General features: G+C 68.0%; 18 protein-coding genes and 1 tRNA gene. 8 read left to right on the top strand and 11 right to left on the bottom strand.

Translation table 11 applies throughout. The annotated features are described in order from the left end of the window. Nucleotides 1–68: 68 nt before the first annotated feature. Complete coding sequence (gene tsf, locus AC3A5Z_RS10220; protein ID WP_487519245.1) at nucleotides 69–944, top strand: translation elongation factor Ts; 876 nt, start codon at nucleotides 69–71, stop codon at nucleotides 942–944. 235 nt (nucleotides 945–1,179) lie between these two features. Here the strand turns inward: tsf and AC3A5Z_RS10215 are convergent, their stop codons facing one another. Further along, nucleotides 1,180–1,974, bottom strand: coding sequence for a helix-turn-helix transcriptional regulator (locus AC3A5Z_RS10215; protein WP_487519244.1), 795 nt, complete (start codon nucleotides 1,972–1,974; stop codon nucleotides 1,180–1,182). Between the two features lie 125 nt (nucleotides 1,975–2,099). Here AC3A5Z_RS10215 and AC3A5Z_RS10210 point away from each other — a divergent pair, with 125 nt between their 5' ends. Then, nucleotides 2,100–3,281, top strand: coding sequence for an NAD(P)/FAD-dependent oxidoreductase (locus tag AC3A5Z_RS10210; protein WP_487519243.1), 1,182 nt, complete (start codon nucleotides 2,100–2,102; stop codon nucleotides 3,279–3,281). Between the two features lie 41 nt (nucleotides 3,282–3,322). On the opposite strand, the gene rpe is transcribed toward AC3A5Z_RS10210, so the two are convergent. Together rpe and AC3A5Z_RS10200 are read right to left on the bottom strand one after the other, a co-directional pair. Beyond that, nucleotides 3,323–4,018 (bottom strand): ribulose-phosphate 3-epimerase, encoded by a 696-nt coding sequence (gene rpe / locus AC3A5Z_RS10205; RefSeq protein WP_487519242.1) that lies wholly within the window; start codon nucleotides 4,016–4,018, stop codon nucleotides 3,323–3,325. Between the two features lie 141 nt (nucleotides 4,019–4,159). Beyond that, entirely contained in the window at nucleotides 4,160–5,338 is a 1,179-nt protein-coding gene (locus AC3A5Z_RS10200; RefSeq protein ID WP_487519241.1) for a BaiN/RdsA family NAD(P)/FAD-dependent oxidoreductase, read from the bottom strand. A gap of 98 nt (nucleotides 5,339–5,436) precedes the next feature. Here AC3A5Z_RS10200 and AC3A5Z_RS10195 point away from each other — a divergent pair. Next, a tRNA-Gln gene (locus AC3A5Z_RS10195) sits at nucleotides 5,437–5,511 on the top strand. Nucleotides 5,512–5,581: 70 nt separating this feature from the next. On the opposite strand, the gene AC3A5Z_RS10190 is transcribed toward AC3A5Z_RS10195, so the two are convergent. From AC3A5Z_RS10190 to AC3A5Z_RS10180, 3 genes are read right to left on the bottom strand one after another with little or no spacing between them, the layout of a single operon-like run. Continuing rightward, nucleotides 5,582–6,217 (bottom strand): DUF1345 domain-containing protein, encoded by a 636-nt coding sequence (locus AC3A5Z_RS10190; RefSeq protein WP_487519240.1) that lies wholly within the window; start codon nucleotides 6,215–6,217, stop codon nucleotides 5,582–5,584. Nucleotides 6,218–6,231: 14 nt separating this feature from the next. Next, the gene (gene aroB / locus AC3A5Z_RS10185) at nucleotides 6,232–7,344 is read right to left on the bottom strand and encodes a 3-dehydroquinate synthase (protein WP_487519239.1); all 1,113 of its coding nucleotides are present in this window, start codon (nucleotides 7,342–7,344) and stop codon (nucleotides 6,232–6,234) included. A 1-nt stretch (nucleotide 7,345) separates the two neighbouring features. Then, nucleotides 7,346–7,888 (bottom strand): shikimate kinase, encoded by a 543-nt coding sequence (locus tag AC3A5Z_RS10180; protein ID WP_487519238.1) that lies wholly within the window; start codon nucleotides 7,886–7,888, stop codon nucleotides 7,346–7,348. A gap of 191 nt (nucleotides 7,889–8,079) precedes the next feature. On the opposite strand from AC3A5Z_RS10180, the gene AC3A5Z_RS10175 reads away from it, so the two are divergent. The 4 genes from AC3A5Z_RS10175 to AC3A5Z_RS10160 are packed head-to-tail and all read left to right on the top strand — an operon-like array spanning nucleotide 8,080 to nucleotide 12,046. Then, nucleotides 8,080–8,214 (top strand): hypothetical protein, encoded by a 135-nt coding sequence (locus tag AC3A5Z_RS10175; protein WP_107663268.1) that lies wholly within the window; start codon nucleotides 8,080–8,082, stop codon nucleotides 8,212–8,214. Continuing rightward, nucleotides 8,204–9,772, top strand: coding sequence for a hypothetical protein (locus AC3A5Z_RS10170; RefSeq protein WP_487519237.1), 1,569 nt, complete (start codon nucleotides 8,204–8,206; stop codon nucleotides 9,770–9,772). Before AC3A5Z_RS10175 ends, AC3A5Z_RS10170 begins: the two co-directional genes overlap by 11 nt. Next, nucleotides 9,772–10,701, top strand: a complete 930-nt coding sequence (locus AC3A5Z_RS10165) for a site-specific tyrosine recombinase XerD (RefSeq protein WP_487519236.1) — start codon at nucleotides 9,772–9,774, stop codon at nucleotides 10,699–10,701. Before AC3A5Z_RS10170 ends, AC3A5Z_RS10165 begins: the two co-directional genes overlap by 1 nt. Nucleotides 10,702–10,747: 46 nt before the next feature. Continuing rightward, nucleotides 10,748–12,046, top strand: a complete 1,299-nt coding sequence (locus AC3A5Z_RS10160) for an HlyC/CorC family transporter (protein WP_487519235.1) — start codon at nucleotides 10,748–10,750, stop codon at nucleotides 12,044–12,046. Nucleotides 12,047–12,151: 105 nt separating this feature from the next. Here the strand turns inward: AC3A5Z_RS10160 and AC3A5Z_RS10155 are convergent, their stop codons facing one another. Then, nucleotides 12,152–13,681 carry a helicase HerA-like domain-containing protein gene (locus AC3A5Z_RS10155; RefSeq protein ID WP_487519234.1) on the bottom strand — a complete coding sequence of 510 codons (1,530 nt, stop codon included), beginning with the start codon at nucleotides 13,679–13,681 and terminating at the stop codon, nucleotides 12,152–12,154. A 420-nt stretch (nucleotides 13,682–14,101) separates the two neighbouring features. On the opposite strand from AC3A5Z_RS10155, the gene AC3A5Z_RS10150 reads away from it, so the two are divergent. After that, nucleotides 14,102–14,758 carry an invasion associated locus B family protein gene (locus tag AC3A5Z_RS10150; protein WP_487519233.1) on the top strand — a complete coding sequence of 219 codons (657 nt, stop codon included), beginning with the start codon at nucleotides 14,102–14,104 and terminating at the stop codon, nucleotides 14,756–14,758. A 55-nt stretch (nucleotides 14,759–14,813) separates the two neighbouring features. On the opposite strand, the gene AC3A5Z_RS10145 is transcribed toward AC3A5Z_RS10150, so the two are convergent. Genes AC3A5Z_RS10145 through AC3A5Z_RS10130 form a run of 4 tightly spaced genes read right to left on the bottom strand, consistent with a single transcriptional unit; the run spans nucleotide 14,814 to nucleotide 19,067 of the window. Next, nucleotides 14,814–16,034 (bottom strand): beta-ketoacyl-[acyl-carrier-protein] synthase family protein, encoded by a 1,221-nt coding sequence (locus tag AC3A5Z_RS10145; protein WP_487519232.1) that lies wholly within the window; start codon nucleotides 16,032–16,034, stop codon nucleotides 14,814–14,816. Then, nucleotides 16,031–16,297, bottom strand: a complete 267-nt coding sequence (locus tag AC3A5Z_RS10140; RefSeq protein WP_487519231.1) for an acyl carrier protein — start codon at nucleotides 16,295–16,297, stop codon at nucleotides 16,031–16,033. The genes AC3A5Z_RS10145 and AC3A5Z_RS10140 overlap by 4 nt, the downstream gene beginning before the upstream one ends. Nucleotides 16,298–16,336: 39 nt before the next feature. Next, the gene (locus tag AC3A5Z_RS10135; protein WP_487519230.1) at nucleotides 16,337–17,416 is read right to left on the bottom strand and encodes a UDP-3-O-(3-hydroxymyristoyl)glucosamine N-acyltransferase; all 1,080 of its coding nucleotides are present in this window, start codon (nucleotides 17,414–17,416) and stop codon (nucleotides 16,337–16,339) included. Nucleotides 17,417–17,462: 46 nt separating this feature from the next. After that, nucleotides 17,463–19,067: a L,D-transpeptidase family protein gene (locus tag AC3A5Z_RS10130; RefSeq protein WP_487519602.1), complete on the bottom strand. Its 1,605-nt coding sequence runs from the start codon at nucleotides 19,065–19,067 to the stop codon at nucleotides 17,463–17,465. Nucleotides 19,068–19,106: the final 39 nt, after the last annotated feature.

Below are 19,106 nucleotides of genomic sequence, written 5' to 3'. Positions count from 1 at the left end.
CAGCCTTGTTACCGGGTGGGGCCATCGTCCCGCCCGGCATTCACGGGATTTCATTGAGGAGAGCCGCTATGGCAATCACCGCTCAGATGGTGAAGGAACTGCGCGAATCGACCGGCGCAGGGATGATGGACGCGAAACGCGCGCTGACCGAGACCGATGGCGACATGGAAGCCGCCGTCGACTGGCTGCGCACGAAAGGTCTGGCGAAGGCCGCCAAGAAGGCCGGTCGCACCGCTGCTGAAGGTCTGGTCGGCGTTGCCGTCGAAGGTGGCAAGGGCGTCGCCGTCGAGGTGAACTCCGAGACCGACTTCGTGGCGAAGAACGCCGACTTCCAGGCGCTGGTGGCCAACTTCACCAAGACCGCGCTGAAGGTCTCGGACGTCGAGGCGCTGAAGGCGGCGGATCTGGGCGGCAAGACCGTCGAGGCCACGCTGAACGAAGCCATCGCCGTGATCGGCGAGAACATGACGCTGCGCCGCATGGCCGTGCTGGAAGGCGACTCGGTCGCTGCCTATGTGCACAACGCCGCGGCGGACGGCATGGGCAAGATCGGCGTGCTGGTGGCCGTGAAGGGCACCGACAACGGCATCGCCAAGCAGATCGCCATGCATGTGGCGGCGACCAACCCGGCCTCGCTCGGCGAAGCAGATCTGGACCCGGCGCTGATCGAGCGCGAGAAGAACGTGCTGACCGAACAGGCGCGCGAATCCGGCAAGCCGGATGCGGTGATCGAGAAGATGATCATCGGCCGCATGGCCAAGTTCTTCGAGGAAGTCACGCTGCTCGGCCAGAAGTTCGTGCTGAACCCCGACGTGACCGTGGCGCAGGCCGCCAAGGACGCCGGTGTCGAGGTCGTGGGCTTCGTGCGCATGTCGGTCGGCGAAGGCATCGAGAAAGAGAAAGAGGATTTCGCCGCCGAAGTCGCCAAGACGCTGGCTGGCTGAGGTTGCGCGGCCCGGGGCAACCCGGGCCCGTCTTTCTGCTGAAAATGAAAACGGTGCGGTCCTGGGGAAGGACCGCACCGTTTTTTTGCGCCGCCGCACGGGGGATGAGGTCCGGCGCAGAGCCCACTGCCGGAGATGACGAAGGCCCCGGCAGGGGAGTGACGCGCGCCGCCCCTAGAGCGGCTCCACGGTCAAACTTGCGCGCTTAGTGGCAGTTTCCCCTGCACCAGGTAAGTCAGGGATTCCCTACCTTCTCGGGCGCCTGCGGCAGCGGGGCAGGGCGCACGAAGATCAGGTTCAGCAGGGTGGATTTCGCGACCGCCTGCGCCGTGGTCTCCACATCCAGCGCCTCGCGGGCAAGGCGCAGGTGCTTCTCGACGGTCTGCGACGACAGCCCCATGATCGTGGCGATGTCCTGCGAGGTCTTGCCCTCGGCCACCCATTCCAGCGGCTCGCGCTGCCGGCGGGTGAGGGCGCGGCGCTGTGCCGGGACCGGCAGCTGCGCCACCTTCAGATGCAGCATATGCGCCACCGCCGAAAGGCTCCGCCCCTCCGCCGCCCAGATCCGGTCCACCGCGTCATGGTCGAGCCCCGCGTCGGCGATCAGGCCGAGGGCGCCCTTGGAGCGGGGCGAGGCTTCAGGGAAACTGATGGTGATGCCGGCGCGGATGTGCATCAGGATGTTCATCTGCAGCGCCGCTGCTTCGTCGGGCGGCAGGGTGCCGGCGTGGAAGGCCTCTTCCACCCAGCGCCAGGTGCAGCTGCCGGTGTTCTCGGTGGTCCAGCGGTAGGGCGCGGTGCGGGCGTAGAAACCGCCCCGGAAGTAGAGCGTGGCATAGGCCGGATCGGTGGTGGTGAGGAAGACGGCATCGTCGGGGTTGCCGATGGACCTGCCGCTGCGGTAGCGGGTGAAGCCGTAGTTCACGCGAGAGAAGCCGCAGTGGCGGAAATGGCCTGCGGCGATGGTCCAGGCGATATCGATCGTCGCCGCTTCCGCGATGCTGTTCAGCCTGTCCAGAACCTCGGTCATGCACGCTTCTCCGGGATCCGGAACCGATTTTCAACGGCCGGGCTGGTCCGCCTCTTTCCAGCGTCATATCAATGTCCTCGCCGCTCTGTCGAGACGGCACGAGCGGCGGGCATGGCGGGGCGGGTATGGCGCAGAACACGGATGTGGTGATCATCGGCGGGGCGGTCATGGGGGCCTCGGCGGCCTATTGGCTGACGCGGATGCAGCCCGGACTGGGCGTGACGGTGATCGAGCGCGACACGAGCTTCGCCCGTGCCTCGACCGCGCTGTCGGTGGCCTCGATCCGCAGCCAATTCACCAATCCGGTGAACGTGGCGATCTCGCGTTTCGGCGTGGGCTTCATCCGCGACTTCCAAGAGAGCCTCGGCGTCGATGTCGGGATCGGCTCGCTGGGGCTGAAGGAGAACGGTTATCTGTTCCTGACCGGGACGGAGGCCGGGGCAGGGGTCCTGGCCGAGGTTGCCGGGATGCAGCGCGGGCTTGGCGCCGCGACAGAGATCCTGTCGCCGGAGGCGGTGAAGGCGCGGTTTCCCTGGCTCGAGGTCGGCGATCTGGTGGCGGGCTCCTTCGGGCCGCGCGACGAGGGCTGGTTCGACAACATGGGGCTGCTCGCAGGCTTCCGCGCCGCGGCCAAGGCACAGGGGGCGCGGTTCCTGTCGGATTGCGTGACCGGGCTGGAACAGCAGGCGGGCCGGATCACCGGGGTCGCGCTCGCCTCGGGCGGGCGTATCGGCTGCGGCGTCGCGATCAATGCGGCGGGCACGCGGGCGGCGGAGGTGATGGCGATGGCGGGGCTGACGCTGCCGGTGGAGCCGCGAAAGCGCACGGTCTTCGTCATCGACGCGCCAAATGCCCGCCACCCCGAGGCACCGCTGCTCGTCGATCAGGGCTTCTACCTGCGGCCCGAGTCGGGCTCGCAATGGATCACCGCGACGGTGCCTGCCGAGGACGGGCCCTGTGCGGCGGATGACTTCGAGCCCGACCTCCACCTCTTCGAGGATGTGATCTGGGAGCAGCTCTACGCCCGTGCACCGGGCTTCGACGCGGTGAAGGTGGTGCGGCACTGGGTGGGGCATTACGCCTACAACACGCTGGACCAGAACGCGATCCTCGGCCCGCATCCGGCGATCCCGAACCTCTTCCTGATGAACGGATTTTCCGGCCACGGGCTGCAGCAATCTCCCGCGGTGGGACGCGGGATTGCCGAACATGTGCTGACCGGCGGCTGGCAAAGCCTCGATCTGTCCGATCTGGCTGTCGAGCGGGTGTTGGAGGGCCGGCCGTTCCGCGAACGCGCCATCGTCTGAGCTGCGACGGCTTGCGAGCATCATCCCGCAAGCCGTTGGTTTCAGGCCGTGACTGCGGCTTCCGCTGCTGCGCGGATCGCCCGGATGTTGGCGCCATAGGGCTCGGGGTTGCTCACGGAGCCGCCCTTGAACACCGCCGAGCCGGCGACCAGCACATCGGCACCGGCGGCGGCCACCAGCGGCGCGGTCTCCGGCGTCACGCCGCCGTCGATCTCGATATGCACCGGGCGGTCGCCGATCATGGCGCGCAGGCTGCGGATCTTGTCGAGCTGCGAATGGATGAACTTCTGCCCGCCGAAACCGGGGTTCACCGTCATCACGCAGATCAGGTCCACCATGTCGAGCAGATGCACCACGCCGTCGATCCCGGTGCCGGGGTTCAGCGCGAGCCCGGCCTTTTTACCAGCACCGCGAATGGCTTGCAGCGTGCGGTGCACATGCGGCCCGGCCTCGAGATGCGCGGTGATGATGTCGGCGCCGGCTGTGGCGAAGGCGTCGATATAGGCGTCGACCGGGGCGATCATCAGATGCACATCCATGACACCCTTGATATGCGGCCGGATCGCGGCGCAGGTCGCCGGGCCGAAGGTGAGGTTCGGCACGAAATGCCCATCCATCACGTCGACATGCACCCAGTCGCAGCCCTGAGCCTCGATCGCCTGACATTCGGCACCGAAATTGGCGAAATCGGCGGAGAGGATCGACGGGGCGATCTTGATGCGGCGGTCAAAGGACATGGGATGCTCCTGATACGGTCCGGCCTGTCTAGCGCATGGGCGCGGCTTGGGTAAAGGCGGCCGAAAGTCTCATGCGGACAAAGGCTGATGTGAAGTAGTAATTACATAATATTGGTTATCGGATATACAGATGGCCCAGCATCACACCGCCTGTCCCGCGGCCCAGCCCGACGACCAGGCCCATTGGAAATTGTAGCCGCCGAGCCAGCCGGTCACGTCGACCACCTCTCCGATGAAATGCAGCCCCGGCACGGCGCGCGCCTGCATCGTCCGGGCGTCGAGCGCGTCGGTGTCGACGCCGCCCAGCGTCACCTCGGCGGTGCGGTAGCCTTCGGAGCCGACCGGCCGCAGCTCCCAGCCATGCACCAGCGCGGCCACCCGGTCGAGCGTGGCGTTGGACTGGTCGGCGAGCGTGCCGTTGAGCCCCGCCAGCGCCTCGACATGGCGCGCGAGTTTCTCCGGCAGGATCTGCGCCAGTGCCGTGCGCGGCGCCACGCGACCGGCCTCGCCGCGCGCCTTGCGCAGATGCGCCGCGGCATCCATGCCCCGCGCCAGATCGAGCGTGACCGGCTGGCCTTCGCGCCAATAGGAGCTCGCCTGCAGCACCGCCGGCCCCGAGAGCCCGCGATGGGTGAAGAGCAGCGCCTCGTCGAAACGCGTGCGGCCTGCGGTGACGCTGCCCTGCACGGCGACGCCCGCCAAGGGCTTCAGCGCCTCCAGCTCCTGCGCCGCGAGAGTCAGCGGCACGAGGCCGGGCCGGGTTTCCACCAGCGGCAGGCCGAAGCTCTCGGCCAGTCGATAGCCGTAGGAGGTTGCGCCCATCTTCGGGATCGACTTGCCGCCGGTGGCCACCACCACCGAGGCCGCTTGAACCGGGCCGCGCGAGGTCTCGACGACGAATCCGCCCGGTGTGGTGCGCACATCGCCCGGCGCCGTCTCGAGCCAGAGCGTCACCCCGGCGCGGCGCATGTCGTCCAGCAGCATCGAGACGATCTGCGTCGCCGGCCCGTCGCAGAACAGCTGGCCCAGCGTCTTCTCATGCCAGGCGATGCCCGCCGCATCGAGCCGGGCGATGAAATCCCACTGGGTGTAGCGTTTCAAGGCCGAGAGCGCAAAACGCTGATTCTGCGAGAGGAAGCGGTCAGCCGCGATCCCGAGGTTGGTGAAGTTGCAGCGGCCTCCGCCCGAGATGCGGATCTTCTCTCCGGCGGCCTTGGCATGATCGATCACCAGCACGCGGCGGCCCCTGCGGCCCGCCTCGATGGCGCAGAACATGCCGGCAGCCCCTGCCCCAAGGATGACGACATCATGTTTTTCCATGGTTTCGTCCTATCTTGCAGGCCTCTGACCCACAACGCGAGATTTCCGCGAAAAGAGGCTTGCAGCCCCCGAAAGGCTTCGCTAAATACCGCCGCAGTTGGGGCGTCGCCAAGCGGTAAGGCATCGGTTTTTGGTACCGACATACGGAGGTTCGATCCCTCCCGCCCCAGCCAACTACCGAAAACAGGCAGCCTGCGGGCTGCCTTTTTCGTTTTCTGCCCGTGGGTTGCACGGGATGCGGGATCAGCCGGTCAGCGTCAGCGCCGCGTTCACCACCAGCGCGATCAGCACGGTGTTGTAGACGAAGGACGCCAGCGAATGCACGAGAACGGCGCGGCGGAAGGTGCCGCGCTCGAGGCTCACATCCGAGGTCTGGGCGGTCATTCCGAGCACGAAGGCGAAGTAGAGAAAGTCGAAGACGTCGGGCTCTGTCGTACCGGGAAAGCCGAGGCCGCCCGCATCCTCGCCCGACTCGCCGGGGGCGTAGAAGAGATAGGCGTAGTGGAAGGCCGAGAGCGTGTGCAGCATCGTCCAGCCCAGCGGCACCGAGCCGAGGGCCAGCGCGATCTCCAGCGCGCCGGCATGGGCGGCGTTCAGCAGCGTGAAGATCGCGGTGAGGCTGAGGATGACCGCGCCGAGCGCGATCGCCAGAATCACCGGAAGCCCCTCGTCCGAGCGTTCGGCATGGCTGCGCAGGTCGTCACGCTCGGCGGTCGCGGCGAAATGCGCCATCAGCCCGAGATAGACGATGAAAAACACATCCGCCGCCGCAAGGGCGCGCAGCATCATCGGCAGGTCGAGGAGCAACGAGGCCGCGGCGGTGGCGAGGCCAATGCCGAAGGCGATGAGGAAGCGGCGGTGCCGGGTGAACGGGGTCACGCGGCGCCGGCCCGTCAGCGGCCGTGCAGCGCGTCGCGCAGCACCGACAGCACGACCTCACCCGGCACGTCATCGGCGACGAAGGCCTCGCCGATGCCGCGGGCGAGGATGAAGCGCAGCCTACCGTCCACCACCTTCTTGTCCTGCCCCATCAGCGCCAGCAGCGCCTCCGGCCCCGGCAGATCACCCGGGATGTCGGCGATGTCGACCCGCATGCCGAGGGCGCGCAGGTGCTGGCGCAGACGGCTCGGCGCCTCCTGCGCGCAGAGGCCGAGCCGCTGCGACAGCTCGAAGGCGAGCGCACAGCCGATGGCCACGCCTTCGCCATGCAGCAGCCGGTCGGAGTAGCCGGTGGCCTTCTCCAGCGCGTGGCAGAAGGTGTGGCCGAGGTTCAGCAGCGCTCGGTCGCCCTCCTCCGTCTCGTCGCGGGCAACGATCTCGGCCTTCATCTCGACCGAGCGGCGCACGGCACGCTGGCGCAGGGCGGCGTCTGTCGCAAGATGCTGGGCGTTGACCTCCAGCCAGTCGAAGAAGCCGGCGTCGCCCAGAAGCCCGTATTTCACCACCTCGCCATAGCCCGCGAGGAAGTCGCGCGGCGGCAGGGTGGCCAGCACGTCGATATCGGCCAGCACCAGCGAGGGCTGGTGGAAGGCACCGACGAGGTTCTTGCCCTGGGCCGTGTTGATCCCGGTCTTGCCGCCGACCGAGCTGTCGACCTGTGCCAGCAGCGAGGTCGGGATCTGCACGAAGCGCACGCCCCGGCGCAGCACGGCGGCGGCGAAGCCCACGAGATCGCCGACCACGCCGCCGCCGAAGGCCACAACCACATCGCGCCGCTCGATCTTCTGCTCCAGCAGCCATTCCACGCAGCGCGAGAATTGCGGCCAGCCTTTCGTCGACTCTCCCGGCGGCAGGCTCAGCGTGACGACGGCAATGCCCTCGGCCTCCAGCGCCGCGGTCAGCTCTGCCAGATGCAGCGCGGCCACGGTGTCGTCTGTGACGACGGCGACGCGCTTCCTGTGCAGCAGCGGCGCGATTTCAGCACCGGCGCGGCCGATCAGCCCCTGCCCGATCCTCACCTCGTAGCTGCGCGCGCCCAGCGAGACCGGCACCACATCGACTGTCATCTCAGATCCTTTCCAGCACATCGGGCCGCGTCAGCAGCGCCTCGCGCACCTTCAGCGCCATCGCCTCGATCGACAGGTCCGGCGCGCTGTCCACCGTCAGATCGGCCTCGGCATAGATCGGCGCGCGGGCGAGATGCAGCGTGCGCAGCGTCTCGCGCGGGTTCGGCGTCCGCAAGAGCGGCCGGGTCGACTTGTGCCGCACCCGCTGCCAGAGCAGATCGAGATCGGCCCGGAGCCAGACCGACACCCCCTGCCCCGCGATGGTCTCGCGATTGGCCGGGGCCAGAAAGGCGCCGCCGCCGGTGGAGAGGATACAGGGCGTGCCGCGCAGCAGCCGTCCGAGCACCTGACTCTCCTTGGCACGGAAAAAATCCTCGCCGTCCCGCTCGAAGATCTCGGCGATGGAGCGGTTGGCCGCCTTCACGATCTCGTCATCCGAATCGAGAAACGGCACCCCAAGCAGCTTGGCAAGCTGCGTGCCGACTGCCGTCTTCCCCGCCCCCATCATCCCTACGAGCACTACGGTTTTCTTCAGCCGTGTCATCGATTGCGGCCATTTTCCTTGTCATGGGGCTGGCGCATCGCCGCTCAGCCCGATCTTTCCCGCTTGAATGGCGTGAACTCGCTGCAAATGCCATATATATTCGACGCCAACGATCCCCTGTCACTGCCTCCGATGGTATGGCATGGGCGGGGGCAATGAAGAAAACGGGCAAAACGAGGGGTCGGACAGGCATGTGGCGCATCATCAAGGCATTGCTGGTATTGGCGGTTCTGGCTTTCGTCGGGCTTGCGGGCTACGCCTATCTGGCGGATCTCACCCCGCCGCAGGCCGAAGTGACGAAACCGGTGATGTTGAATGCCGAGTGAGCCGCGAAGGCCCGACCTCTCGTCGCGGCATGGTGCCGCGGCGCTCTGCGGGCTGATCCTCGCGGGGATGCTCGCGCCGCCGCTGCTGGCGCAGGAGCCGCTTTCGGCCATCGACTGGCTGTCGAAATCCGTCACCACGCCGCTGCCGGTGCTGCCGCCGGAGGAGCCCGCGATCAGCAAGGGCGCAATGCCGGAGGATGTCGCGGTGAGCACGCTCGACGGCCCCTCGCCCGATGCGGCAGGTCTTCTGCCCGGCTCGGTCACCGGCCTGCCGCGCGCGGTCTGGGGCATGGGGCGCACCGACGAGATCGTGACCCGCATCGCCGCCGCCCCGACCGAGACGCTGCCCGCGCTGCGGGCGCTGCTGATGACGCTGCTGCTGGCCGAGGCGGATGCGCCGGTGGATGCCGAGGGCAAGGGCAAGCTGCTGCTGGCGCGGATCGACAAGCTTTTGAGCATGGGCGCGCTGGATCAGGCCGAGAGCCTGATGCGCGCCGGGGGGCAGACCGGCCCGCAATACTTCCGCCGCACCTTCGACGTGGCGCTGCTCACCGGCGAGGAGGATGCGGCCTGCGCCACGATGCAGGAATCGCCCGATCTTGCCCCGACCTTCCCGGCGCGGATCTTCTGCCTCGCCCGCTCCGGCGACTGGAACGCCGCGGCGCTGACGCTGCGCACCGCGCAGGCTCTGGGTTTCGTCACCGATCAGGAGGATGCGCTTTTGTCGCGCTTCCTCGACCCCGACCTCTACGAGGGCGAAGAGCCGCTGCCCACGCCCGAGCATCCGACCCCGCTCGTCTGGCGCATGATGGAGGCCATCGGCGAGCCGCTGCCCACCCAGACCCTGCCCTTGGCCTTCTCGCATGCCGAGCTGCGTGATGCGGCGGGCTGGAAGGCGCAGGTCGAGGCCGCCGAACGGCTGGCCCGCGCCGGCGCGCTGGAGCCGAATCGCCTCCTCGGCCTCTACACCGAACGCCTGCCCGCCGCTTCGGGCGGGGTCTGGGACCGGGTGCAGGCCTTCCAGCGCTTCGACGAGGCGCTGGCCCGCGGCGAGACCGGGCCCATCGCCCAGTCGCTGCCCGTCGCATGGCTGCGCATGACCGAGGCCGAGCTCGAGGTGCCCTTCGCCACGCTCTATGCCGAGCCCCTGCAGAAGGTGGCGCTCGACGGCGAGGCGGCGGCGCTCGCCTTCCGCATCGGGCTCCTGTCGGACCGCTACGAGAGTGTGGCACAGGCCCGCACCCCGACCTCGGCGGCCGAAGGCTTCCTGATCGCGCTGGCCAAGGGCGCGGTTGCGGGTGTCACGCCGACCGACAGCATGGGCCGCGCCATCGCCCCCGCCTTCCTCGAGCCCGAGGTGGGCGAGGAGGCGACGGGTCTTCTCGCCGAGAACCGGGTGGGCGAGGCGGTGCTGCTGGCGCTGGAGCGGATCCAGCGCGGCGTGCATGGCGATCTGCGCGGGGTCACCGAGGGGCTGGCGCTGCTGCGCAAGCTCGGGCTCGAAGATGCGGCGCGGCGCACGGCGCTGGAGCTGCTGCTGCTCGAACGGCGGGGCTGATGGAGCGCTGGATCTCCACCTTCCTCGAGGCGCAGGCGGCCGAGCTCGACGCGGCGCGCAACACGCGCCTCGCCTATGGCCGCGACCTGAAGGATTTCGCCAGCTGGCTCGAACGGCGCGGCAGCGATTTCGCCAGCGCCGACCGGGGGGCGGTCGAGGACTATCTGATGTTCTGCGAGGCGCAGGGCCTCTCGAAGGCCACCCGCGCCCGCCGCCTGTCCTCGATCCGCCAGCTCTATCGCTTCGCGCATGAGGAAGGCTGGCGCGCCGACAATCCGGCGCTGCGCATCAAGGGTCCGGGCAAGTCGCAGCACCTGCCGCAGACGCTCGACGTGGCCGAGGTGGACCGGCTGCTGGAGGCGGCGCGCGACAAGGGCCGCCGGGCGCAGGACCAGATCCGCAACCGCTGCCTGCTGGAGCTGCTCTATGCCACCGGGATGCGCGTCTCGGAACTGGTCGAGATGCCGGTGGCGGCGGCGCGCGGCGATCCGCAGATGATCCTCGTGCGCGGCAAGGGCGGGCGCGAGCGGATGGTGCCGCTCTCGCCCCCGGCGCGCGAAGCGCTGACCGGCTGGCTCGCAGCCCGCGATGCTGCCGAGGCCGAGGCGGTGAAGGCGGGCAGACCCGCCTCGCGCTTCCTCTTTCCCGGCAGCGGCGCCGCGGGCCATCTGACGCGCGAATATTTCTATGTGCTGATCAAGGATATCGCCGTGCTGGCCGGGGTCGACCCCGCCAAGGTCACGCCGCATACCCTGCGCCATGCCTTCGCCACCCATCTTCTGGCCGGGGGCGCCGATCTGCGGGTGATCCAGACCCTGCTCGGCCATGCCGATCTCGCCACGACCGAGATCTACACCCATGTGCTCGACGAGCATCTGAGGGCTCTGGTGCTGACGCATCATCCTCTGGCACATGACAAGGACACGTGACCTGCGGGGCCACGCCGCACGCATCTGAAGAAGGATCTTTCGCCGCATGACCGAGACAATGACTTCGACCGACTGGCTGATCGCGGCGTCCATTCTCGCGCTTCTGGTACTCTCGGCCTGTTTCTCGGGCTCCGAGACGGCCCTCACCGCCGCCTCCCGCGGCAAGCTCAGGGCGCAGGCCGACCGCGGCTCGCGCGGGGCACGGACGGCCCTGGCGGTGACCGAGGACAGCGAGCGGATGATCGGCGCGCTGCTTCTGGGCAACAACGTGGTGAACATCCTCGCCGCCTCGCTGGCCACCGCGCTGCTGACCCGGCTCTTCGGGGAATCGGGCGTCGCATTGGCGACCCTGGGCATGACCACGCTGGTCCTGATCTTCGGCGAGGTGCTGCCCAAGACCTATGCCATCACCAATTCCGAAACGGTGGCCGCCAAGGTGGCCCCGGTGATCCGGGTGCTCATCATCGTCTTTTCGCCGATCATCGCCATGGTGCGGACGCTGGTGCGCGGCATCCTCTGGTCGGTCGGTGTGCGCACCGATCCGAACAGCCATGTGCTGGCGCTGCGCGAGGAGATCGCCGGGGCCATCGCGCTGGGTCACTCCGAGGGCGCGGTGGAGAAGGAGGACCGCGACCGCCTGCTCGGCGCGCTCGATCTCTCGGACCGGACGGTGGAGGAGATCATGCGCCACCGCAGCCAGATCGAGATGATCGACGCCGACCGCCCGCCGGAGGACATCATCGCCCAGGCCCTCGCCTCGCCGCATACCCGCATCCCGCTCTACCGCGACGAGCACGAGAACATCGTCGGCGTGATCCATGCCAAGGATCTCCTGCGCGAGGTGAGCCGGCTGGTGCGGGCGGCGGACGGGGCGCAGGGCTCGGTGAAGGATCTCGACATCCTCAAGGTGGCGATGAAACCCTATTTCGTCCCGGAGACGACGCCGCTCGACGAGCAGATGCGCCAGTTCCTGAAGCGCCGCACCCATTTCGCGCTGGTGGTCGACGAATACGGCGCATTGCGCGGGCTGATCACGCTGGAGGACATCATCGAGGAGATCGTCGGCGAGATCACCGACGAGTTCGATCTGGCGCATGCGGTGACGCTGAAGCAGACCGAGACCGGCGATTATCTGGTCGATGGCAGCATGACGATCCGCGACCTGAACCGGATGATGGACTGGCACCTGCCGGACGACGAGGCCAATACCGTGGCCGGGCTGGTGATCCACGAGGCGCAGATGATCCCGGTGGAGGCGCAGGCCTTCAGCTTCCATGGCTTCCGCTTCGAGGTGGTGACCCGGCGCGAGAACCGGATCATGAAGCTCAAGGTGCGCCCGCTCTAGCGCGGGCTTTCTGCGAAAGCCCGGCAAGGCGATCTTTCTGCGAAAGATCGTGTCCGGCCTTTTCGCAGAAAAGGCGCCCTGCCGGATTTTCGCAGAAAATCCTGCTTAGCGGCGCTTGAACAGCGAGCCGAGCACGCCGCGCACGATCGCCTGTCCGGTGCGGGTGCCGAGCTGGCGGGCGAAGGATTTGGCGAAGGCCTCGGTCACGCTGTCGCTGCGCCGCGCAGACGTGCTCTCGCGCGTCGGCGACCGGCTGCCCTCGTAGCGCCTCCCCGCCTTGAACTCGCGCTCGGCCTCCTCGGCCTTGGCCGCACCGGCCTCGGCTGCCGCCGCCTCGGTCCGGGCGCGCAACCGCTCGAAGGCCGAGTCCCGGTCCACCGGGGTATCATATTTGCCCTTCACCGGCGAGGCGGCGAGCAGCATTGCCCGCAGCTCCGGCGCGATCGGGCCCAGTTGCGACGACGGCGGACGGATCAGCGTGCGCTCGACGACGCCGGGGATGCCCTTCGCCTCGAGGAACGAGGTCACCGCCTCGCCGGTGCCGACATCGCGGATCGCCTCTTCGGTCGAGAAGCGCGGGTTGTCGCGATAGGTCTGCGCTGCCAGCCGCAGATCCTTCTGGTCCTTCGCCGTGAAAGCCCGCAGGGCATGCTGCACCCGGTTGCCGAGCTGGGCCAGAATGTCGTCGGGCACATCGCCCGGCTGCTGGGTGACGAAATAGATGCCCACGCCTTTCGAGCGGATCAGCCGCGCCACCTGCTCCACCTTGTCGACCAGGGCTTTCGGCGCATCGTCGAACAGCAGATGCGCCTCGTCGAAGAAGAAGACGAGCTTGGGCTTCTCCAGATCGCCGACCTCGGGCAGCTCCTCGAAGAGTTCGGAGAGCAGCCAGAGCAGGAAGGTCGCATAGAGCCGCGGAGATGCCATCAGCTGGTCGGCGGCGAGGATGTTGATCCGCCCCAGCCCTGCCCCGTCGTTCTGCATCAGGTCGGCCAGCTCCAGCGCAGGCTCGCCGAAGAGCGCGCTGCCGCCCTGTGTCTCGAGCACCAGAAGCCGCCGCTGGATCGCGCCGACCGAGGCTGTGGCGACGAGGCCGTAGCGGGCCGAGACCTCGGCGGCATTTTCGGCCAGAAAGACCAGCATTGCCTGCAGGTCCTTGAGATCAAGGAGCGCCAGCCCCTCTTCCTCGGCCAGCCGGAAGGCCACGTTCAGCACGCCCTCCTGCGGCTCGGTCAGCTCCAGGAGCCGGGCGAGCAGCAGCGGCCCCATCTCGGCCACGGTGGTGCGAATCGGATGGCCCTGCGCGCCGAAGAGATCCCAGAAGGTGACGGGAAAGGCGCGGTAGTCGAGCTCCAGGCCGATGGTGCGCGCGCGGGCGGTAAAGGCCTCGTGCAGCTTGCCCGCGGGATCGCCCGCCGCGGCGAGCCCCGCCAGATCGCCCTTCACGTCGGAGAGAAAGACCGGCACGCCCGCCGCCGAAAACCCCTCGGCAAGGATCTGCAGCGTCACCGTCTTGCCGGTGCCGGTGGCCCCCGCAATCAACCCGTGACGGTTGCCGTAGCGGAGCAGCAGCTCCTGCCCCACGCCCTGTCCCTCGCCGCCGCCGCCCACGAAGATCCTGTCCGCTGCATTCACCTGTTCCGCCCCCCTGCCCGATCCGTTCCGGTCAAAATACTCTCTTAACCTCTTTCTGCCAGTCTCCCTCCTGCAAGGACAGGCAGATTGCATGTCGATGCGTTCCTTCCTCCCCAGACTGCCGCGCCTTGAAAAGGCGCGGTTTTTTTCTGCCCGGGCGTCCGCTCCGCCGTCACACGATTCTGTGTTGACGCACCGGGTTTTAGTGCTTAGCGTCCTCAGGAATGAAGTCGGCCAGTCCGACAGGGAGCATAATCGACCATGGGAAGGGCCGGATCGCCGGCCCTTTTCCTTTTGGCGGGTTTTCCCCATTCTCCTCTCGCATCAGCAGCTTGTCGCCAAGACGTGTAGAATTCGGGCCTGACTTGGGCGGCATGCCATGCTAAACGGCCACGGACACCATTTGAGGATCCTTCGGGCATGTCGATCACTGATCTTACACGAGTTTGCGCCATCTCCCTGAGCCTCGGCCTCGGGACGGCTGCGGTCGCGCAGGAAACCCCCGCAGCTCCGGCGACCGAAACCCCGGCGGCGGAGGCTCCGGCGGCCGACGCCCCCGCATCACCGGCGGCTCCCGACCTGAACATGGGCCAGACCGAAGGCCAGCCCGCCGCCGACGGCCCGGGCAGCACCTATGTCGCGAGCACCCACGGCGCCTGGGAACAGCGTTGCGTGCGCACCGAGGATGGCAAGGACCCCTGCCAGCTCTACCAGCTCCTGAAGGACGGCGAAGGCAATTCGGTGGCCGAGATCAGCCTCTTCGCCCTGCCCGCCGGTCAGCAGGCCGCCGCGGGGGCGACGATCATCGCGCCGCTGGAAACGCTGCTGACGGCGCAACTGTCGATGAAGGTCGATACCGCCGCCGCGAAGGTCTATCCCTTCACCTGGTGCAGTCAGGTCGGCTGCGTCGCCCGCGTGGGCTTCACCCAGGCCGAGGTCGACGGCTTCAAGCGGGGCAACAAGGCGACGATCACCATCGTCCCCGTGGTGGCGCCCGACCAGAAGGTGAACCTCGACGTGTCGCTGAGCGGCTTCACCGCCGGCTACGACGCCGTGGCGACCGCCAACGCCGACTGAAGACGGGCCTTTCCGGCCCCTGCAGGCGCCGCCCTTCGGGGCGGCGTCTTCCGTTTCACGCCCGGCGCAGCGCCAGCACCGCGTTCAGCCCGCCGAAGGCGAAGGCGTTGCTCAGCACCACATCCACCTTGGCGTTGCGCGCCACGTTCGGCACCACGTCGAGCGCGCATTCCGGGTCGGGCTCCTCATAGCCGATGGTCGGGGCGATCACCCCGTCCCGCAGAGCCATGATGCAGGCCAGCAGCTCCACCGCGCCGGTGCCGCCGATCAGATGGCCATGCATCGACTTGGTCGAGGAGATCATCAGCCGGTCGGCATGATGGCCGAAGACATCGGCCACCGCCGCGCATTCGGTCTTGTCATTCGCCGCCGTGCCAGTGCCATGGGCATTGATGTAGCCCACATCTTCGCCGTTTACCCCGGCGTCCCGCAGTGCCCCGGCGATGGCCCGCGCGGCACCATGCTTCGAGGGCATCACGATGTCGGAGGCGTCGGAGGTCATGGCGAAGCCCACGACCTCGGCGAGGATCTCGGCGCCGCGGGCCTTGGCGTGTTCGTAATCCTCGAAGACGAAGACTGCCGCCCCCTCGCCCTGCACCATGCCGTTGCGGTTCAACGAGAACGGGCGACAGGCGTCCTTCGACATGACGCGCAGGCCCTCCCAGGCCTTGATCCCGCCGAAGCAGAGCATCGATTCCGACCCGCCGGTCAGCATCGCCTTGGTCATGCCGGAACGGACCATGTGGAAGGCCTGCCCCATCGCATGGTTGGAGCTGGCGCAGGCGGTGGCCACGGTGAAGGACGGCCCCTTCAGGTGGAATTCCATCGAGACATGCGAGCAGGCGGCGTTGTTCATCAGCTTCGGCACGACGAAGGGATGGACGCGGTTCTTGCCCTCCTCGTAGACAGCGCGGTAATTCTCGTCCCAGGTGTTCACACCGCCGCCGGCGGTGCCGAGGATGACGCCGGTCTCGTAGCCCAGCCGCCCCTCGAAATTCAGCCCCGATTGCGCCACCGCCTCGCGCGCGGCCAGCAGGGTGAACTGGGTGAACTTGTCGTAGAGCAGGATCTGCTGGCGATTGAACTGGTCTTCCGCATCCCAGTTGTGGACCTGCCCGCCAATATGGATCGACAGCCGCTCCTTGTCGCGGATCTCCAGCTCGGTGATGCCGCAGCGCCCTTCGCGGAAGGCCTCCAGCGTGCCCTTCACGTCATGGGCCAGCGCGTTGATCGTGCCTGCCCCGGTGATGACGACCCTGTTGCCGCGCGGGGTCATGCTGCCTGCGCGGCCACCAGCCCCTCGACCGCCGCAACGATGGCGGCCACCGAGGAAATGTCGAAGGCGCTCGAGGAGGGATCGTTGGCGTTGAACGGCACCGAGATGTCGAAGGCCTCCTCGATGGCGAAAATCGATTCCACCAGCCCGAGGCTGTCGATGCCGAGATCTTCCAGAGTCGATGTCATCGTCACGTCCGAAGGCTCCAGCACCGCCTGTTCGGCGATGATCGCGATGACCTTGTCCTTCACGCTCTGAGCCATGGCATCCTCTCAACTCTTTCTGCGGATCTAGTCGCTCTATCAGCCGTTTGAAACAGCTTTCTGAAGTGCCGCGACCGCCGCCGACAGCCGCGGCAGACGGCGCAGCGCCTTCTGCATCTCGATGTGGGTGTCCATTTTCACTGCCGGATACCCCAGGAGAACCCGGCCCGCCGGGGCGTTGGTCATGATCTTGGTGCCGCCCCCGGCGATCACGTCGTCGCCGATGAAGATGTTGTCCGACACGCCGACCTGCCCGCCCAGCACCACCCGGTCGCCGACCTTCACCGAGCCTGCGATGCCGGTCTGGCCGCAGAGCAGACAGTCGCGCCCGACCTGCACGTTGTGGCCAAGGTGCACGAGGTTGTCGAGCTTGGTGCCGTTGCCGACGCTGGTGTCGCGGATCGTGCCGCGGTCGATGGTGGAATTGGCGCCGATCTCCACATCGTCGCCGATGCTGACGCTGCCCAGCGAATGGATGCGGGTCCAGCTCTGCGCCCGGATCTCCTCGCGCTCGCCCAAGGTCTCGCGGATCTCCTCCACCCCGGATTTCTCGGGGGTGACGAAGGAAAACCCATCGGCGCCGATCACCGCGCCCGGCTGGCAGATGAAGCGGTCGCCGATCACCACCCGCGCCCCGATCCGCGCGCCCTGCAGGATCAGCGCGTCCGCCCCGATCTGCGCGCCCTCGGCGATGGAGACGTGGCTGGCGATCCGCGCATTCGGCCCGATACGCGCTCCGGCGCCGATGCTGACGAAGGGGCCGATGGCAGCACCCGCGCCGATCTCGGCCGAAGCATCGACCAGCGACATCGGGTGGACCCCCGGCGCCAGCGCGGGACCGGCGTCGAGCATCCGCGACAGCCCCGCCATCGCCAGCCGCCCGCGCGGCGCAAAGATCGCGGCTTCGAGCCCCAGCGCCCGCCAGTCGGCGCCCTGCCAGAGCATCGCCGCCTTGGCCTGCCCCTGCGCCAGCCCTTCGGCATAGCGCGGGTCCATCGCCAGCGCCAAAGCCTCTGGCCCCGCCGTCGCGGGTTCGGAGGCGCCGGTGATCTGCAGATCCAGATTTCCCTCGGCCTCGGCCCCGAGCGCCTGGGCGATATCGCGGATGGTGTGGCGCATGGACGGCTCCGGCAGAGGGACGGCCCGCTGCCGTCGCCTCCCAGATTTAGCCCTGAAGCGGGCCCAGCACCACCCCGGCGGCGCTCAAAGCTTCGTAAATCACCCCGTCACGGCCGTAGACATCGCGGCGGTAGTTCATCTGGCCCCGCGCGGTCGAGGAGGCGGTGAAATAGACCAGATGAACCGGCACCGGCTGCTCCAGCCGCACCACGCTCTCGCGCCCGGTCTTCAGCAGCGCCTGAAACTCGCCCTCCGGGTCTGCGCTCTGCGGCGCGAGCAGCGCATAGGCGAAGTCGAACGGATCGGCCAGACGGACGCAGCCATGCGAGAAGGCCCGGTCCTGCCGGTCGAACAGCGATTTCGACGGCGTGTCGTGCAGATAGATGTTCCACTCGTTCGGGAACATGAACTTCACCAGCCCCAGCGCATTGCCGTCCGACGGCGGCTGGCGCATCGAATAGGGGAAGTTGCGCGCATTGTAGGCGTTGAAGTTGATCGAGCCGCGATTCACCGCCCGCCCGTTGCGATCCACCAGCATTAGATGGCTCGCCGCATTCGGGTTGCGCTGCATCAGCGGCAGGTATTCCTTGGTGGTGATCGAGCGTGGCACGTTCCACGACGGGTTGATCACCATGTATTCCATCTCGTCCGAGAATTCCGGGCTGCGCTGGTCGGGCACGTCCTTGCCGATCACCGAACGGGTCTCGAAGGTCACCTTGCCGTCGTCGATGATGCGCGACTGGAAATCGGCGAGGTTGACCCAGACGTGCCGCGCGCCGCGGTCGAAATTCATCCAGCGCTGCCGCTCCAGCGCGACCAGCACCGATTTCAGCCGCGCCTCCGGGCCGACGTTGATCTCGGCGATCGTGCCCGGCCCGGCGAGGCCGTCGGCCTCGAGCCCGTGGTGGCGCTGGAACTGCTCCACCCCGGCCCGGATCGTATCGTCATAGACCGAGGAGGCGGTGCGCCCGAGATAGCCCATCGCCATCAGCCGGTCGCGCAACGCGATCAGCGCGGGACCGGTGGCCCCGGGTTTCAGCGCGGTCTCGGCCAAGGGTGCGCCCCAGCCGCCCGAGCGGATCAGCCGCTCCAGCCGGATCTTCTCCTTCACCAGCCGGGCGTATTCCGGGTCTTGCGGTGGCAGCGCGTGCAGGAAGGCCAGCGGGTCGCGCTCGAAGGCGGCGAGATTGGCCAGAGGGTCGCGCTCGGTCACCTTGCGCTTGATGCCGGAATCGACCTTGCCGGGGTTCAGCACCCCGCTCTGCAGGTCATGCGCATAGGCGACAAGCGCCCGCGTCATCGCCACTTCCAGCCGGCCGCGGTCGCCTTCGGTATCGGCCTCGCGGAAGGCGGCGATGAGGGCCGCCGCGTCATAGCGCTGCACCGGCAGCCCGTGGTCCCCTGCCCGCGACAGCGCCGTCAGCAGCGCCGCGCGCCGCGCCGCATCCTCAGGCCCGGTCCAGAGCGTGCGATAGCCGCGGTCGCGGTAGAAGGCCGACAGCGCCTCGTCGCGGTTGGCGGCCTCGGAGATCGAGCGCGTGAAGGGGGTAACCTGCGCCTCGGCGCCGAGCGGAAGTGCAGTTGCGAGGGTCAGTGCGAGCAGGAGGGAAGCCAGTCGGGTCGACGTCGGTCGGGCAAGGCGCAAAGGCATAAGATCCTCGGACAAGGCAGCTGCATCAATTGGTCTCAG

Source organism: Cereibacter sp. Soil_C_27, assembly GCF_057657095.1.
This window is presented reverse-complemented; position numbering and strand designations above follow the sequence as displayed.

Coding starts and splice junctions, on each gene's coding strand:
- AC3A5Z_RS10135 (WP_487519230.1), bottom strand. CDS start 17,416: ATGCGCCACACCATCCGCGATATCGCCCAGGCGCTCGGGGCCGAGGCC.
- AC3A5Z_RS10200 (WP_487519241.1), bottom strand. CDS start 5,338: ATGGAAAAACATGATGTCGTCATCCTTGGGGCAGGGGCTGCCGGCATG.
- AC3A5Z_RS10210 (WP_487519243.1), top strand. CDS start 2,100: ATGGCGCAGAACACGGATGTGGTGATCATCGGCGGGGCGGTCATGGGG.
- AC3A5Z_RS10140 (WP_487519231.1), bottom strand. CDS start 16,297: ATGGCTCAGAGCGTGAAGGACAAGGTCATCGCGATCATCGCCGAACAG.
- tsf (WP_487519245.1), top strand. CDS start 69: ATGGCAATCACCGCTCAGATGGTGAAGGAACTGCGCGAATCGACCGGC.
- AC3A5Z_RS10175 (WP_107663268.1), top strand. CDS start 8,080: ATGTGGCGCATCATCAAGGCATTGCTGGTATTGGCGGTTCTGGCTTTC.
- AC3A5Z_RS10160 (WP_487519235.1), top strand. CDS start 10,748: ATGACCGAGACAATGACTTCGACCGACTGGCTGATCGCGGCGTCCATT.
- AC3A5Z_RS10145 (WP_487519232.1), bottom strand. CDS start 16,034: ATGACCCCGCGCGGCAACAGGGTCGTCATCACCGGGGCAGGCACGATC.
- aroB (WP_487519239.1), bottom strand. CDS start 7,344: ATGACAGTCGATGTGGTGCCGGTCTCGCTGGGCGCGCGCAGCTACGAG.
- rpe (WP_487519242.1), bottom strand. CDS start 4,018: ATGTCCTTTGACCGCCGCATCAAGATCGCCCCGTCGATCCTCTCCGCC.
- AC3A5Z_RS10130 (WP_487519602.1), bottom strand. CDS start 19,067: ATGCCTTTGCGCCTTGCCCGACCGACGTCGACCCGACTGGCTTCCCTC.
- AC3A5Z_RS10165 (WP_487519236.1), top strand. CDS start 9,772: ATGGAGCGCTGGATCTCCACCTTCCTCGAGGCGCAGGCGGCCGAGCTC.
- AC3A5Z_RS10170 (WP_487519237.1), top strand. CDS start 8,204: ATGCCGAGTGAGCCGCGAAGGCCCGACCTCTCGTCGCGGCATGGTGCC.
- AC3A5Z_RS10150 (WP_487519233.1), top strand. CDS start 14,102: ATGTCGATCACTGATCTTACACGAGTTTGCGCCATCTCCCTGAGCCTC.
- AC3A5Z_RS10215 (WP_487519244.1), bottom strand. CDS start 1,974: ATGACCGAGGTTCTGGACAGGCTGAACAGCATCGCGGAAGCGGCGACG.
- AC3A5Z_RS10180 (WP_487519238.1), bottom strand. CDS start 7,888: ATGACACGGCTGAAGAAAACCGTAGTGCTCGTAGGGATGATGGGGGCG.